Origin of the sequence: Neisseria elongata subsp. elongata (assembly GCF_900113545.1) — a bacterium.
Lineage (GTDB): Bacteria > Pseudomonadota > Gammaproteobacteria > Burkholderiales > Neisseriaceae > Neisseria > Neisseria elongata.
Genome location: NZ_FOPS01000002.1, coordinates 185262 through 198362 on the forward strand (window position 1 = coordinate 185262; position 13101 = coordinate 198362).

The window sequence follows — 13101 nt, forward strand, 5'->3', positions numbered from 1 at the left end:
GCCGTCTGAAAACATAGTTTCAGACGGCCTTTGTTATTTTCAGACGGCCTTTTCGGCTTGGTTGAGTTGTTTCAGCAGTTTGTCGGCCTTGTCGGGGTCTTCGTTGCGCAGGATGCGCAGGATTTCCTGTTCCAGACGGTCGATGTGGCTGTGGAGGACGATATCCTTCACGGCCAGCAGGTTGTTGGTGTTCATGGAAAAACTGCGCAGGCCCATGCCGAGCAGCAGGCGGGTGAAGGTTGTGTCGCCCGCCATTTCGCCGCAGAGGGAAACGGTTTTGTTCATGCGGTTGGCGGTGCGGATGATGTGTGCCAAGAGGCGCAGGACGGCGGGATGGGCGGGCTGGTAGAGGTAACTGACCGCGTCGTCGCCCCTGTCTACCGACAAGGTGTATTGGATCAGGTCGTTGGTGCCGATGGAGATGAAATCCACCAGTTTGAGCAGGCTGGAGACGGTCAGTGCGGCAGAGGGGATTTCTATCATGCAGCCCGTCGATACTTCGCTGAAGGTTTCTTCGCGCTCAATCAGTTGGCGGCAGGCGGTTTCCAGGTGGATAAGGCATTGTTTGAGTTCGGAAACGGAAGTGATCATCGGCCACATCATTTTTACCGGCCCGTGGGCGGCAGCGCGCAGGATGGCGCGCATTTGGGTGCGGAACATGACGGGTTCGGCCAGGCACAGGCGGATGCCGGTCAGCCCCAGTGCGGGGTTCAGGCTGCCGTTGGGTGTGCCGTTTTGGCCGAACCAGCGCGGGTTTTTGTCCACACCCAAGTCTACGGTGCGGATGGTCAGCGGTTTGCCTTTCATTTTTTTCACGATGTCGGCGTATACGCCGTATTGTTCTTCTTCGTCGGGCAGGGTGTCGCGGTTCAGATAGAGGTATTCGCTGCGGAAGAGTCCTACGCCGTCGGCACCGAATTTGTGCAGGGCTTTGATGTCTTCGGCGTTTTCGATGTTGGCATAGAGTTCGATTTGGGTGCCGTCTTCGGTGGTGGTGGCGGTGTCTTTCAGTTTGTTCAGTTCGCGCTGTTTGCTTTTGTAGGCGCGCAGTTTGCGGCGGTATTCGGCAAGTACGATGTCGTCGGGGTTGATGATGAGTACGCCGTTGATGCCGTCGACAATCACCCATTCGTGTTCGCTGATGAGTTGGCGGGCGTTGCGCAGGCCGATGACGGACGGGATGTCCAGGCTGCGTCCCAAGATGGCGGTGTGGCTGGTGGGGCCGCCCGCGTCGGTTACGAAGGCGGTAACGCGCTGTTCTTTCAGGTGTACGGTGTCGGCGGGCGAGAGGTCGTGGGCGATGAGTATGGTGTCGTCCAGCAGGTTGGCATCAAGATTGAGTTCGTTGCCCGAACCGGCCAGGTTGTTGTGGATGCGTTCGACCACTTGCAGCATGTCTTGTTTGCGGGTGCGCAGGTATTCGTCGTTAATCGCGTCGAACTGCTGGCTCAGGCGGTCGGTTTGGATTTTCAACGCCCATTCGGCGTTGATGTGCTGTTCTTCGATGATGTCCAGCGGTTCGCGCGACAGGGTAACGTCGGTCAGCAGCATCAGATGCAGGGAGATGAACGCACCCAGTTCGGTGGGGGCGTTTTCGGGTATCGTGCTGCGGATTTGTTCCAGTTGGCGGCGGGTGGTTTTAATTGCGGCTTCGAAGCGGGCGTTTTCGGCGGCGATTTCATTTTCGGCCAGGTCGTATTGCGGCACTTCTTCGTGTCCGCGCACCACCAGGTGGGCGCGGCCGATGGCGATGCCTTTGCCCGCCGCTACGCCGTGCAGCACGATGCCCATGTTATTCTCCTTCGCCGAAATAGTCGTTAATCAGGGCGGTCAGTGCCTGCATGGCGGCCGTTTCGTCCGGGCCGTCGGTTTCGACGGTGATGGTCGTGCCCTGTGCGGCGGCGAGCATCATCAATCCCATGATGCTTTTGCCGTTGATGCGGTTGCCGTTGCGCGTTACCCAGATGTCGCATTGGAAGGGGGAGGCCGTCTGAACGAATTTGCTCGATGCGCGGGCGTGCAGGCCGAGTTTGTTGATGATTTGGATGTCCTGTTTCTGCATGGCTTATGTCCCTTCGGGCGGTTCGGTCAGTGCGAGTATGCCTTTGACAGCGGCCTGGCGTACGTCTTCGGTAAAGTCTTCCAGATTGCCGGCGGTGCCGGAATATTGCACGGCTTTGATCAGCATGGGCGCGTTCAGGCCGGTGAGCATGGCCACTTTGTGCGGCACGATCAGTTTTCGGGCGGCGTTGCACGGGGTGGCGCCGAAGATGTCGGTCAGGACGAGTACGCCGTCGGGCGCATCCAAGCCGTCGATTTCGGCGCGGATGCGGCGGATGACGTCGTCGTGGCCTTCCATGCGCTCTACGCCCAGCAGGCGGATGTGGGCGGGGATTTCGTGGAAGAAGTGGTTGGCCAGTCGGGCGTAGGCTTTGCCTATGCTTTCGTGGGTTACGATGATGATGCCTATCATGGTGTGGTTGTTCCTGCCGTTTTCAGACGGCTTGTTGTCTGTGGGAGCGGGCATTATATAGTAAAGGCCGTCTGAAAAAATGCGTTTACGCTCTTTTCAGACGGCCTGCCGTATCGGGCGGTGATACTGCGGCCGGTTGGGTGGGACGCTTTGTGTGCCGCCCGCTGTAACGGATTTTCAGACGGCCTTCGGCTTCATAATCACCATGTGCCGTTCGGCTTCCAGCATCGGCACGGACAGTTTGTCCACTTTCATGATTTCCACGTTTTCCGGAACCTGTTCCAGCTCTTCGTAGGGATAAACCCCTTTCATCGCCGCCCAGTAGCCTTGCTCGTTCAGCAGATGGGCGGTCAGGGAGATGAAGTCTTTCAGTTCGGCGAAGGCGCGGCTGGTGACCACATCTACTTTTTTGTCGTGCATTTCTTCTACGCGGCCGGAGGCGACGGTTACGTTGTTCAGGCCCAATTCAATCACTGCCTGCCGGAGGAAGGTGGTTTTTTTGGTGTTGGCATCGAGGAGGGTGATTTGCAGGTCGGGACGGCAAATCGCGGCGGGAATGCCGGGCATGCCGCCGCCCGAACCCACGTCCATCAGTGTGGACGCTTGTTCGATATAGGGCAGCAGGGTCAGGCTGTCGAGGATGTGGTGGCTGATCATGGTCTGTTCGTCGCGCAGGGCGGTGAGGTTGTAGGTGCCGTTCCATTTTTTCAGCAGGGCGACGTATTCCAGCAGCAGCAATTGTTGGGCCGTGGTCAGTGTCAGGCCGAGCGCGGTCAGGCCTTCCTGTAATTTTTGTTTGTTGTCCATTTTCCGTCTTTTCGTCTTTGTTCGGTATCGGGGCGAATATTAAAGGAAAACCGCCGCCCGCACTGTGAAATGTTTGCACTCCCTGCTGCAATCGTATTCATATACGGGCGTTCGTGTACAATCGTTTTTTTCATTTTCAGACGGCCTCATATGCTTTCCTCGCTGTTTTATCCGCCATCACGCCCCGACACGGAACGCCTGCGCGCGGCCGTCGGCGGGAAAACCGTTCTGCTGACCGGAGCCAGTTTCGGCATCGGCGAGGCTTTGGCCGGCAAGTTGGCGGCGGCCGGCGCGAGGCTGCTGCTGGTGGCGCGCAGTGCGGACAAACTGGCGGAAGTGCAAACCCGTTTGACGGCGGCCGGCGCGCAAGCCGAATATTTTGCCGCCGACCTGCGCGATGCGGCGCAATGCGAAGCGGTCGCCCGTTGGACGGAAGAGAACGGAGGGGCGGATATTCTGGTGTTGAACGCAGGGCATTCCATCCGCCGCGGCCTGTGGCAGTCGCTCGACCGTTTTCATGATGTCGAACGCTGTATGTCGCTGAATTTTTACGCACCCGCGCGGCTGACGCTGGCCCTGTTGCCCGAACTGGCGCGGCGCGGCGGCAGTATCGTTGCCGTATCGGCGGTGAATGCCCGCTTTCCGGCCGCACCCGGCTGGGCGGCTTATCAGGCCTCGAAAACCGCCCTCACGCAATGGTTCGGCAGCATCGCACCCGAGGCGGCCGCATGCGGCGTGTCGGTGGGGGTTGCACTGTTGCCGTTGGTCCGCACCCGCATGATTGAACCCACTGCCGCCTACCGCCGCGCCCCGGCCATGACCCCGCAGGCTGCCGCCGACGTGCTCGCCGGGCTGATTGTCAGCCGCCGCAGCCGCTGGCAGCCGTGGTGGCTGGGCATCGCCGCCGCTGCCGCTGCCGTTTTCAGACGGCCTCTGCTTTGGCTGGCAGCAAAGGGCGGGGGAAAATAACGGATTCAAATCAAAACGGCTTCTCTTGCCATCTATAGTGGATTAAATTTAAATCAGGACAAGGCGGAGAGCCGCAGAAATTACAAATAGTACGGCAAGGCGAGCCAACGCTGTACTGGTTTAAATTTAATTCACTATATTATTCCTGTTTGGAAAAATCAACGGTAATGCCGCATCCGTTTGAATTTCATTGAAAACCTGTCGTCATCCGAATCCAATTCCCATTCGCGCTGCAAAGGCGGCAGGTCGGCTGTGTTCAATTCCAGCCTGATGCGGCAGGCCGTCTGAAACGCGGAAAACGAGTTTTCCGAAAGAAGGCGAGTTTCTGCGGAGCTAAAACGGCTTTTCAGACGGCCTTTTCCCTCCGGCCGCCGATACCCGCTACAATGCCGTCTTTTTCCACTTCAATCCCCAGCCTATGCGCCGCCTGTTTTCCATCCTGCCGCTTGCCCTGCTCCCCATCGGATTCCTTGCCGTGATGATTGCCGCCCCCTTGTGGGCGTTGGCCGACTACGGCGGCGGTTTGGATTGGGAAGGCGTGCTGGCGGACGCTTATCTGCGCGGCAAAATCGCATGGACGGCGGCGCAGGCGGCGGTTACCTGCGTGCTGGCGGTGTTGTTGGGCGTGCCCGTCGCCTGGGCTTTGGCACGGCTGGATTTTCGTGGGCGCGGCTGGGTGCTGCGGCTGTTGATGCTGCCGTTTGTGATGCCGACCTTGGTGGCGGGCATGGGCGTTTTGGCCTTGTTCGGCGCGCGCGGCCTGCTGCTGTCGGGCTGGCAGGACACGCCTTACCTGCTGTTGTACGGCAATGTGTTTTTCAACCTGCCCGTGCTGGTACGCGCGGCCTATCAGGGTTTGCGTTCCGTCCCCGTCGCCCGGCTTTTGGCGGCGCAGACGCTGGGCGCGGGCGCATGGCGGCGGTTTTGGCTGGTGGAAATGCCGGTGCTGCTGCCGTGGCTGGCCGGCGGGGCGTGCCTCGTGTTTTTGTACTGCTTTTCCGGCTTCGGGCTGGCCTTGCTGTTGGGCGGAACGGAATACGGCACGGTGGAAGTGGAGATTTACCAACTGGTTACGATGGAATTGGACATCGCGCGCGCGGGCGTGCTGGTGTGGCTGGTGTTGGGGATAACCGCGCTGGCGGGCGCGGCCTATGCTTGGTTGAGCCGCGGCACCGCAGGCGGCGGACGCATTGCGCCGTTGCCGCCCGCCAAAGCCGACAGCGCGGGCAAACGGTTGCTGTTGGCCTTTGCGCTCGCCGTCCTGCTGTTGTTTTGCGCCCTGCCTTTGGCGGCGGTGTTGGTGCAGGCGGCACAGGCCGGCGGGTCGTGGCAGGTGTTATGGGAGGAAGAAACGCGGTTGGCGGCGTGGAACACCCTGCGGTTCACCGCAACGGCGGTGGCGGCCGCTTTGGCATTGGGCATCAGTCATGCGGCACTGGCGCGCCGGCTGCCGTGGATACGCGGCATCACGTTCCTGCCTTTTATGGTGTCGCCCGTTTGCGTGGCCTTCGGCATCCTGCTGCTTTACCCCGAATGGACGGCTTCGCTGCCGCTTTTGACCGCGACATACGCGCTGTTGGCCTATCCGTTCGTAACCAAAGACCTGCTGGCTGCATGGGACGCGCTGCCGCCGCAATATGCCGCCGCCGCCCGCAGCATGGGCGCAAACCGTTTTCAGACGGCTTGCTACGTTACCACCCCGCTGCTGCTGCCCGCCCTGCGGCGCGGCCTGACGCTTGCCGCCGCCACCTGCATCGGCGAATTTGCCGCCACCCTGTTTTTGTCGCGCCCCGAATGGCTCACGCTCACCACCCTGATTTATCAATATCTCGGCACCGCCGGTGCGGAAAACCACGACCGCGCGATGGTGCTGACCGCCGTCCTGATGATGCTCGCCGCCGCCGTTTTTGTGCTGCTTGATGCGGCGGAACGCGAAAAGGCCGTCTGAAAAAAAGGCCGTCTGAAAACGCAAAATCCCTGTACAACCCATCGCTTGGCGGCAAGCATCCCGTAAATTTTCAGACGGCCTCAAAATGCGGTATCGGCTTTCCAATCGGCCGTTTTCATCTTTAACGGCTTTATCATAGAATTTAACAAACATATTGATTGTTTGATTTAAATCAGCATATCTAGTATTCCCACCCCTTAAAATCGGCAAAATTTTACTAAATATAGATTTTGCCGTTGGATTCAGTTTGCAAAGCGGCGAAAACGCAAAGGAACCGCCGCATGAAAAACATCCCCGAACTCGTCTGCCCCGCCGGCAACCTGCCCGCCCTGAAAACCGCCGTGGACAACGGCGCGGACACGGTTTACATGGGGCTGAAAGACGCGACCAACGCGCGCAATTTCCCCGGCCTGAATTTCGACCAAAAATCCATCATCGAAGGCATACGCTACGCCCACGACCGCGGGCGGCAGGTGCTGATGGCCATCAACACCTACGCCCAAGCCGGGCAGGTAGAACGCTGGCGGCGTGCCATCGATACCGCCGCCGATTTGGGCGCGGACGCGGTGATTGTGGCCGACCCCGCCGTGATGGCCTACGCCTGCGAAAAACATCCGAACCTGCGGCTGCACATGTCGGTGCAGGGTTCGGCCACCAATTACGAAGCCATCAATTTAATGAAAGACTTGTTCGGCATCCGCCGCGCCGTACTGCCGCGCGTGCTGACGATAGACCAAGTGCAGCATGTGATTGAAAACACGGATGTGGAGATTGAAGTGTTCGGCTTCGGCAGCCTGTGCGTGATGGTGGAAGGCCGTTGCATCCTGTCGAGCTACGCCACGGGCGAGTCGCCGAATATGCAGGGCGTGTGTTCGCCTGCCAAGGCCGTGCGCTGGGAGCAGTTGCCCGACAAAATGAACGTGCGGCTCAATCAGGTGATGATCGACCAGTTCAACAAAGACGAACCAGCAGGCTACCCCACGCTGTGCAAAGGCCGTTTCGAAGTGAACGACGAAACGTATTACGCGTTGGAAGAGCCGACCAGCCTGAACGTGTTGGAAGTGCTGCCGCAGCTCATCAAAATCGGCGTGGCGGCGGTGAAGGTGGAAGGCCGCCAGCGCAGCCCGATGTACACCGCGCAGGTTACGCGCACGCTGCGGCAGGCTTTGGACGCGGCTGCAGCCGACCCCGCGCACTACCGCGTAACCCCCGCATGGGACGCGGCCTTGGGCAAGGTGTCCGAAGGCAGCCAAAGCACGCTGGGCGCATATAACCGGCCGTGGAAGTAGTTTCAGACGGCCTTAAGGCCGTCTGAAAGGCTACCTGAAAACAGTGCGAAAAATAAGAGCATGAAAAAACACATTGAAGACCTGCGCAACGCCCTATACAAACACGACCTGACCGTGGCTGCCGAAGAAGACACTCCCGCCTTCCCCGCCGTATGGACGCTTGCGCACCCTTATTTCACGTTGCTGCTGACCATTGCCTTCCACAACGCCCACGACACCGGCCTCGTACCGCTGTATGCCGGCTTCGGCTGCTACTTAATGGAAAAGCCCGAAATATCGCTGTATTTCACCAAAACCAACTGCCATTCGTGGCAGCATGATTTGGCCGCTTTTATCGAAACGCTGATGCAATATATCTACGCCGCCGAAACCGAACACAATAAGGCCGTCTGAAAAGGAATCCTATGCACATCACCTTCCCGGAATGGTTTGATGACCTAGCTGAATTTGAAGCCGAGAGCAAAGGTTGCCTGTTGGATTTTCCATTGCATATCAACGGGCAGGATTTTGTTTTTACCTTCTACGATTTGTGCCGCCTCAATCAAACCTATGCCGATGATTCCGCCGCCGATTTTTTAGAAAACGAAGCCGTCGTTGTATTGCAGGCCGTAAACCGGAAAAACATTGTCCGCTTTGCCCAAACGATTTTCAGATAGCCTCCAGGCCGTCTGAAAAGACAAAAAACAAAGGAACACCCATGAAACTCTCCCTCGCCCCCATCCAATTCTTCTGGCAGAAAGAAACCCTGCTCGAATTCTACGTCCAAATGCTCGACAGCCCGCTCGACACCATCTATCTGGGCGAAACCGTCTGCTCCCGCCGCCAGAAAATGCGTTTCGATGACTGGTTCGGCCTTGCCCAAGACCTCGCCGACAGCGGCAAGGAAATCATCCTTTCCTCCCAAGTGCTGCTCGAAAGCGAATCCGACCTCAAACGCCTGCGCAAAATCACCAGCCAAACCCAATTTAAAATCGAAGCCAACGATATGGGTGCGGTCAAACTCGCCCGCGAACACGGTATCCCCTTCGTGGCCGGCGCCAGCCTCAACATCTACAACGAAGCCACCCTGCAACTCTTCCAAAACCTCGGTGCATACCGCTGGGTCGCCCCCGCCGAACTCGCCCGCGACAAAGTAGCCGACATCGCCCGCCTTTCAGACGGCCTCGAAACCGAAATCTTCGCCTGGGGCAAAATCCCCCTGGCCTATTCCTCCCGCTGCTTCACCGCGCGGCACTACAACCTAAACAAAGACAGCTGCGAATTCCGCTGCCTCGACCACGAACACGGCCTCACCATGAACACCCGCGAAGGCCAGCCGTTCCTCACCATCAACGGCATCCAAACCATGTCCTACGGCAGCCAATGCCTGCTGCCGCACTACGCCGACATGGCCGCCATCGGCGTAAACATCCTGCGCCTCTCGCCCCAGCTCACCGACATGCCGCGCATCATCGAACTGCACCGCGCCGTGCTCGACGGCCAAACCACCCTCGACGAAGCCCTGCCCGAACTCGCCCGCCTGTCCACCGGCACACCCGTGGACGGCTACTGGCTGGGCAAACCCGGCATCGAAGCCGTGGAAGCCCACCGCAAAGCCTACGGCACCAACGCCGCCTGAAAGGAAACAAAATGCCCCTGCCTAATATCACCCTGCCGCAATGGTGCGCCCAAATCGGCCGCCGCCTGCCTGCCCTGCCGCCGCGTTTCGCGCTGGTTAAAACCCTCAACCTCATGCTCAAACGCGGCCTCTTGCCCGCCGACATGAGCCTGTTTGACGGGCGCACTTTCGAAATCGACGTGCTCGATGCCGGCATCACCGTGCGCTTTACCGCCGATGGCGAACGCTTCCTCGACCACCGCTTCGAAGGCACGCCCGATTTGCGGCTGGCCGCCAACGGCGTGGATTTCTTGCGCATGATGCTGCGCGAAGAAGACCCCGATACCCTGTTTTTCAAACGCAAACTGCAAATCGAAGGCGATACCGAATTGGGGCTGATTACCAAAAACCTGCTCGACAGCGTGGAATGGCCGTTTGCCGAACAGTTGGTGAAATGGCAGGAGAAGGGGATACTTTGAATGTCGGAAAGATAAAGAGGCCGTCTGAAAGCACAGTTTTAACAAATTTGAAAACTGCTTTTCAGACGGCCTCTTTGTGTCTGTGGCGGATTTTTGCGGTTTGGTATTGAAATCAGGTCGGTTTGGATGCGGTATAAAAAATCCCAAGCGGTGGGTTCGCTTGGGACTGTTTTAATGAGTCTTGGAATTACGGGTTTTCCGTTTTTTCCAGCTGTTTGAGTAAGCGGTGGTAGGTCTCCGCTTCCTGTTCTTTCAATAAGCGCAGGACAGACAGGTCTTTACCATTGACTCTTTCCAAATCAACTCTCTCGATGTGGACCAAACGCAGTAACTCGCGTACGGGTTTGGGCATGTTGCGTCCTGATTCGTAACGGGATCCGCCTGATTGGGTAACACCGATTTTGCTCCAAAATTCGTTTTGGTTTAATCCGAGTTTTTTGCGAATTTCACGAATATTGGTGATTTGTGGGAATGAGGACATTTTTAAATCTCCTTCTGATGGTAACAATGCCGCTTTCTTGTTGTGCTAATCAATGCTTAGGAACAGCAAGTGCGCATTGGCTTCTGTTTCTAACTACTGGGGTTATTATAGTGGCTGCATCGCAATCTTAAAACCGTACTTTCAATAACTTAACTTAAATTAGGGAAAGTTTTTATTCTGTGGGAGAAAAAACACTTTCCCCAATACTTCTTTGCAGATGTTAAGAAATTATTAAGTAAGGCTTAAGCTGACTGAATGTAACCTCTAAGTCATTACAGTATAAAGGGTAGTAGAGGAAAATAAAAGGTAATTTTTATAAATAAACGGTATTTTGCCGAGCAAGTTGGAAAGAGATGCCTGCTAGACTTTGTTTTATTTACAGCTATTTATTTGTCTTACTTTTATGTCATTAAGGCTTTTGTGTTGCAGGGCTGACGGTCAGGATTTCATAACCGGTGTCGGTTACTAAAACTTCGTGTTCCCATTGGGCGGAGAGGGAGCGGTCTTTGGTTACCACCGTCCAGCCGTCGGGTAGGATTTTCAGATGGCGTTTGCCTTGGTTGATCATGGGCTCGATGGTGAAAATCATGCCGGGTTCGAGTTTCAGGCCTTGGCCTTTGCGGCCGTAGTGCAGAACTTGAGGTTCGCAGTGGAAGGCGCGGCCGATGCCGTGGCCGCAAAATTCCTGCACGACGGAATAGCCTGCGTTTTCGGCAACCTGCTGGCAGGCATAGCCCACATCGCCCAGTGTCGCGCCGGGTTTGACGGCTTCGATGCCCGCCATCATGGCATCGTGGGTGGTGTCTATCAGGCGTTGGGCGATGGGGGAGACTTTGCCGACGGCAAACATGCGGCTGGAGTCGCCGTGGAAGCCGTCTTTTTTGATGGTGAGGTCGATATTGACGATGTCGCCTTCTTTGAGGGGTTTGTCGTCGGGGATGCCGTGGCAGATGACGTGGTTGACGGATGTGCAGCAGGATTTGGGATAGGGCGGGTTGCCGTAGTTCAACGGGGCGGGATAGCCGCCTTGAACGTTGACGTGATAATCGTAAACGAGTTTGTCTATTTCGTTGGTGGTGATGCCGGGTTTGACGAATTGGCCGATGTAGTCGAGGGCTTCGGCGACGAGGCGGCCCAGTTCGCGCATTTTTTCGATTTCTTCGGGGGTGTGGATGATGACTGCCATGGTTTTGTATGTGTGTTGATTGGAATGGCGGTTATTATAACGCGAAACGGAAAGGCCGTCTGAAAGCGTATGGTGTGCTTTCAGACGGCCTCTTTTTTTTCAGGGTTTATCTGCGGAAGCGTTCGGTTTTGCAGACGAAGTGGTGGGCGTTGATTTCGAAACCGTGTTTGAGGTACATGCGATGGGCATCGGCGCGTTCGCTGCCGACCGAGACGTGGGTGTGGATTTGGGCGATGTTTTCCGATTCGGCAATATCCACTACGGCTTGCAGCAGGTGGGTGCAGTAGCCGCGTCCGCGTGTCTGCGGCACGGTAACGAGGTCGTCTATGACGATGTGGCGGCCGAAGGCGAGGGTGGTGGTGATGCGGAAGCCGCATACGGCAACGGCGTTGTTTTTGCCTTCTTCGAAGATGCCCAGCAGTCGGTAGCCGGCGGCGCGCTGTTCGTTGTTGACTTGTGCGGTGAAGCGGGCGACGTCGTTCAACGTCGGGCGCAGGATGCTGAGGGCGGCGAAGGCGGCGGTGGTTTCTTCGGGGGGGATTTCGCGGAGTTTGAATGGTTGCCCCTCCGGTTTTTGCGGTGCCGCTGACGGCTCCGGCTGCGGGGGCGGTGCTTCTGCCGGTTGGGATTGTTCGTTGGCCAGTTCGCGCAGCATGGCTTCGTCGAGCACGCGCAGGTCGTTGTCGGCGGCGAAGTCCATCAGGAAGCGGAACATCGGCGGGTTGATGGTTTCCAATTGTTTGCCGACGGCCACGCTGCGGATTTTGCCGATAAGCAGCGGGCGTACCCATTGGTGGTAGGAGAGGCGGTTGCCTTTGTCGAACGATGAGAGGATGCCGCAAAGGCGTTCCGCCCAGTCGCTCGGACGGAAGGTTTTGCCGTTGCTTGTGGTGCCGTAGATGACGATTTCGTCCGGATTCGGGGTAAACATTTTCAACTCTTTTTTCTTTTTGACAGACTGTGTGCGGATTATACCGCAGGATGCGGGTCGGCGTGGTATAGGCCGTCTGAAAGTGGGGGTGCGTATTTTTAGGGATGTTTTTATCCTGAGTGTTGTAAAATTGCTGGTTTGTACAACACATCATCGGGAAATTATCTATATGGATCATTATTATGAAACTGTTTTATTGTCCGAACCCGCCAGGCGGCCATGGTATCGCGGCTTTTTTTGGTTCTTTGACGCATTAGGCATTATTTTTGGCAAACCGCTGGCTTGGCTCGTGATTATGCTGCTGATGTGCATCGGGGAATTTGGTATTGTTATATTCGGCCATATGCTGCCGTTTGTATTGGGATTTTTGTTGCCGCTGGGCTTGTGGTTTTATATTGGTATACAGTGTGCTGCCGACGAGCAGGTGGACAACGGTGATTCGCCGCGTTTTGCCGTTTTTGTGGAATCATTGCTCGGCAGGCATAATGATTTTTCTCTGTTGTTATCCTGTTTTGTGTTGTTTGCCGTGTTTTTGGGTGTGGTGCTGTACGGGATGCAGCATAAGTTGCCGCCGATAGAGTATTGGTCGGTTGGTATGCGCTTGGTCGTGTTTCTGGCGCTTGGTGCAGTATTGAATATTTTTTGGATGGGGCCGCTTTTGGTGTTCCTGCAAGGCGAAGAGGTTTGGGATGCGTTGCATTTGAGCGTACAAACGTTTGCCCGCAATATTTTGCCATACATCTGCTTTTTATTATTGCAAGGTGTGTTGGTTATGGGTTTGAATTATCTGGTTGAAAAATTTGGATTGCCCGTTTCGCTTTTAAAACGATATGTATTGTTGGCAGTATTGATTGCGTTATGCCAGATTGTTTTAGCTTTGTGTGCTTATGCGGCATATAAGGATATTTGGTTTGAATTTGAGGAAGTTGAATAAGGTCTTC

Annotated in this window: 15 protein-coding genes and 1 pseudogene; 9 read left to right on the top strand and 7 right to left on the bottom strand. The window is 56.4% G+C overall.

Annotated elements, in window-relative coordinates; translation table 11 throughout:
* Nucleotides 1-39: 39 nt before the first annotated feature.
* The 4 genes from ptsP to rsmG all read right to left on the bottom strand — a co-directional run bounded on the left by ptsP (nucleotide 40) and on the right by rsmG (nucleotide 3280).
* Entirely contained in the window at nucleotides 40-1791 is a 1752-nt protein-coding gene (gene ptsP, locus BM261_RS02970; RefSeq protein ID WP_074894972.1) for a phosphoenolpyruvate--protein phosphotransferase, read from the bottom strand.
* A 1-nt stretch (nucleotide 1792) separates the two neighbouring features.
* The gene (locus tag BM261_RS02975; RefSeq protein ID WP_003769546.1) at nucleotides 1793-2062 is read right to left on the bottom strand and encodes an HPr family phosphocarrier protein; all 270 of its coding nucleotides are present in this window, start codon (nucleotides 2060-2062) and stop codon (nucleotides 1793-1795) included.
* A gap of 3 nt (nucleotides 2063-2065) precedes the next feature.
* Entirely contained in the window at nucleotides 2066-2473 is a 408-nt protein-coding gene (locus BM261_RS02980; RefSeq protein ID WP_074895222.1) for a PTS sugar transporter subunit IIA, read from the bottom strand.
* 177 nt (nucleotides 2474-2650) lie between these two features.
* Nucleotides 2651-3280, bottom strand: a complete 630-nt coding sequence (rsmG, locus tag BM261_RS02985; protein ID WP_074894975.1) for a 16S rRNA (guanine(527)-N(7))-methyltransferase RsmG — start codon at nucleotides 3278-3280, stop codon at nucleotides 2651-2653.
* Nucleotides 3281-3430: 150 nt separating this feature from the next.
* Here rsmG and BM261_RS02990 point away from each other — a divergent pair, with 150 nt between their 5' ends.
* The 8 genes and pseudogenes from BM261_RS02990 (at nucleotide 3431) to ubiT (ending at nucleotide 9562) form a co-directional block, all read left to right on the top strand.
* Nucleotides 3431-4249, top strand: a complete 819-nt coding sequence (locus tag BM261_RS02990) for an SDR family NAD(P)-dependent oxidoreductase (RefSeq protein ID WP_074894978.1) — start codon at nucleotides 3431-3433, stop codon at nucleotides 4247-4249.
* A gap of 33 nt (nucleotides 4250-4282) precedes the next feature.
* A pseudogene (locus BM261_RS12280) lies at nucleotides 4283-4389 on the top strand (IS5/IS1182 family transposase); the annotation flags it as partial.
* Between the two features lie 278 nt (nucleotides 4390-4667).
* Nucleotides 4668-6197, top strand: coding sequence for an ABC transporter permease (locus tag BM261_RS02995; RefSeq protein ID WP_074894980.1), 1530 nt, complete (start codon nucleotides 4668-4670; stop codon nucleotides 6195-6197).
* A 281-nt stretch (nucleotides 6198-6478) separates the two neighbouring features.
* Nucleotides 6479-7486: a ubiquinone anaerobic biosynthesis protein UbiU gene (ubiU, locus tag BM261_RS03000; RefSeq protein ID WP_049250068.1), complete on the top strand. Its 1008-nt coding sequence runs from the start codon at nucleotides 6479-6481 to the stop codon at nucleotides 7484-7486.
* Between the two features lie 60 nt (nucleotides 7487-7546).
* A complete protein-coding gene (locus BM261_RS03005; protein WP_074894983.1) occupies nucleotides 7547-7879 on the top strand; it encodes a hypothetical protein in 333 nt (110 codons plus the stop codon).
* A gap of 11 nt (nucleotides 7880-7890) precedes the next feature.
* Nucleotides 7891-8142: a hypothetical protein gene (locus BM261_RS03010; RefSeq protein ID WP_074894986.1), complete on the top strand. Its 252-nt coding sequence runs from the start codon at nucleotides 7891-7893 to the stop codon at nucleotides 8140-8142.
* Nucleotides 8143-8183: 41 nt separating this feature from the next.
* Nucleotides 8184-9104: a U32 family peptidase gene (locus tag BM261_RS03015; RefSeq protein ID WP_074894989.1), complete on the top strand. Its 921-nt coding sequence runs from the start codon at nucleotides 8184-8186 to the stop codon at nucleotides 9102-9104.
* 11 nt (nucleotides 9105-9115) lie between these two features.
* Complete coding sequence (ubiT, locus tag BM261_RS03020; RefSeq protein WP_074894992.1) at nucleotides 9116-9562, top strand: ubiquinone anaerobic biosynthesis accessory factor UbiT; 447 nt, start codon at nucleotides 9116-9118, stop codon at nucleotides 9560-9562.
* A gap of 187 nt (nucleotides 9563-9749) precedes the next feature.
* Here the strand turns inward: ubiT and BM261_RS03025 are convergent, their stop codons facing one another.
* The 3 genes from BM261_RS03025 to BM261_RS03035 all read right to left on the bottom strand — a co-directional run bounded on the left by BM261_RS03025 (nucleotide 9750) and on the right by BM261_RS03035 (nucleotide 12160).
* Nucleotides 9750-10043 (bottom strand): helix-turn-helix domain-containing protein, encoded by a 294-nt coding sequence (locus BM261_RS03025; RefSeq protein WP_040665521.1) that lies wholly within the window; start codon nucleotides 10041-10043, stop codon nucleotides 9750-9752.
* 409 nt (nucleotides 10044-10452) lie between these two features.
* A complete protein-coding gene (map, locus tag BM261_RS03030) occupies nucleotides 10453-11313 on the bottom strand; it encodes a type I methionyl aminopeptidase (RefSeq protein WP_420846394.1) in 861 nt (286 codons plus the stop codon).
* 22 nt (nucleotides 11314-11335) lie between these two features.
* Nucleotides 11336-12160, bottom strand: coding sequence for a GNAT family N-acetyltransferase (locus BM261_RS03035; RefSeq protein WP_074894998.1), 825 nt, complete (start codon nucleotides 12158-12160; stop codon nucleotides 11336-11338).
* On the opposite strand from BM261_RS03035, the gene BM261_RS03040 reads away from it, so the two are divergent.
* Nucleotides 12129-13094, top strand: a complete 966-nt coding sequence (locus BM261_RS03040) for a hypothetical protein (RefSeq protein ID WP_143095747.1) — start codon at nucleotides 12129-12131, stop codon at nucleotides 13092-13094. The genes BM261_RS03035 and BM261_RS03040 overlap by 32 nt on opposite strands.
* Nucleotides 13095-13101 lie beyond the last annotated feature (7 nt).

What these genes read in the sequence shown, in the direction of transcription:
- ubiT (WP_074894992.1), top strand. Translation starts at nt 9,116, where the DNA reads ATGCCCCTGCCTAATATCACCCTGCCGCAATGGTGCGCCCAAATCGGC.
- BM261_RS03035 (WP_074894998.1), bottom strand. Translation starts at nt 12,160, where the DNA reads ATGTTTACCCCGAATCCGGACGAAATCGTCATCTACGGCACCACAAGC.
- ubiU (WP_049250068.1), top strand. Translation starts at nt 6,479, where the DNA reads ATGAAAAACATCCCCGAACTCGTCTGCCCCGCCGGCAACCTGCCCGCC.
- BM261_RS02975 (WP_003769546.1), bottom strand. Translation starts at nt 2,062, where the DNA reads ATGCAGAAACAGGACATCCAAATCATCAACAAACTCGGCCTGCACGCC.
- BM261_RS03010 (WP_074894986.1), top strand. Translation starts at nt 7,891, where the DNA reads ATGCACATCACCTTCCCGGAATGGTTTGATGACCTAGCTGAATTTGAA.
- BM261_RS03040 (WP_143095747.1), top strand. Translation starts at nt 12,129, where the DNA reads ATGACGATTTCGTCCGGATTCGGGGTAAACATTTTCAACTCTTTTTTC.
- BM261_RS03015 (WP_074894989.1), top strand. Translation starts at nt 8,184, where the DNA reads ATGAAACTCTCCCTCGCCCCCATCCAATTCTTCTGGCAGAAAGAAACC.
- BM261_RS02990 (WP_074894978.1), top strand. Translation starts at nt 3,431, where the DNA reads ATGCTTTCCTCGCTGTTTTATCCGCCATCACGCCCCGACACGGAACGC.
- ptsP (WP_074894972.1), bottom strand. Translation starts at nt 1,791, where the DNA reads ATGGGCATCGTGCTGCACGGCGTAGCGGCGGGCAAAGGCATCGCCATC.
- BM261_RS02995 (WP_074894980.1), top strand. Translation starts at nt 4,668, where the DNA reads ATGCGCCGCCTGTTTTCCATCCTGCCGCTTGCCCTGCTCCCCATCGGA.
- rsmG (WP_074894975.1), bottom strand. Translation starts at nt 3,280, where the DNA reads ATGGACAACAAACAAAAATTACAGGAAGGCCTGACCGCGCTCGGCCTG.
- BM261_RS03005 (WP_074894983.1), top strand. Translation starts at nt 7,547, where the DNA reads ATGAAAAAACACATTGAAGACCTGCGCAACGCCCTATACAAACACGAC.
- BM261_RS02980 (WP_074895222.1), bottom strand. Translation starts at nt 2,473, where the DNA reads ATGATAGGCATCATCATCGTAACCCACGAAAGCATAGGCAAAGCCTAC.
- BM261_RS03025 (WP_040665521.1), bottom strand. Translation starts at nt 10,043, where the DNA reads ATGTCCTCATTCCCACAAATCACCAATATTCGTGAAATTCGCAAAAAA.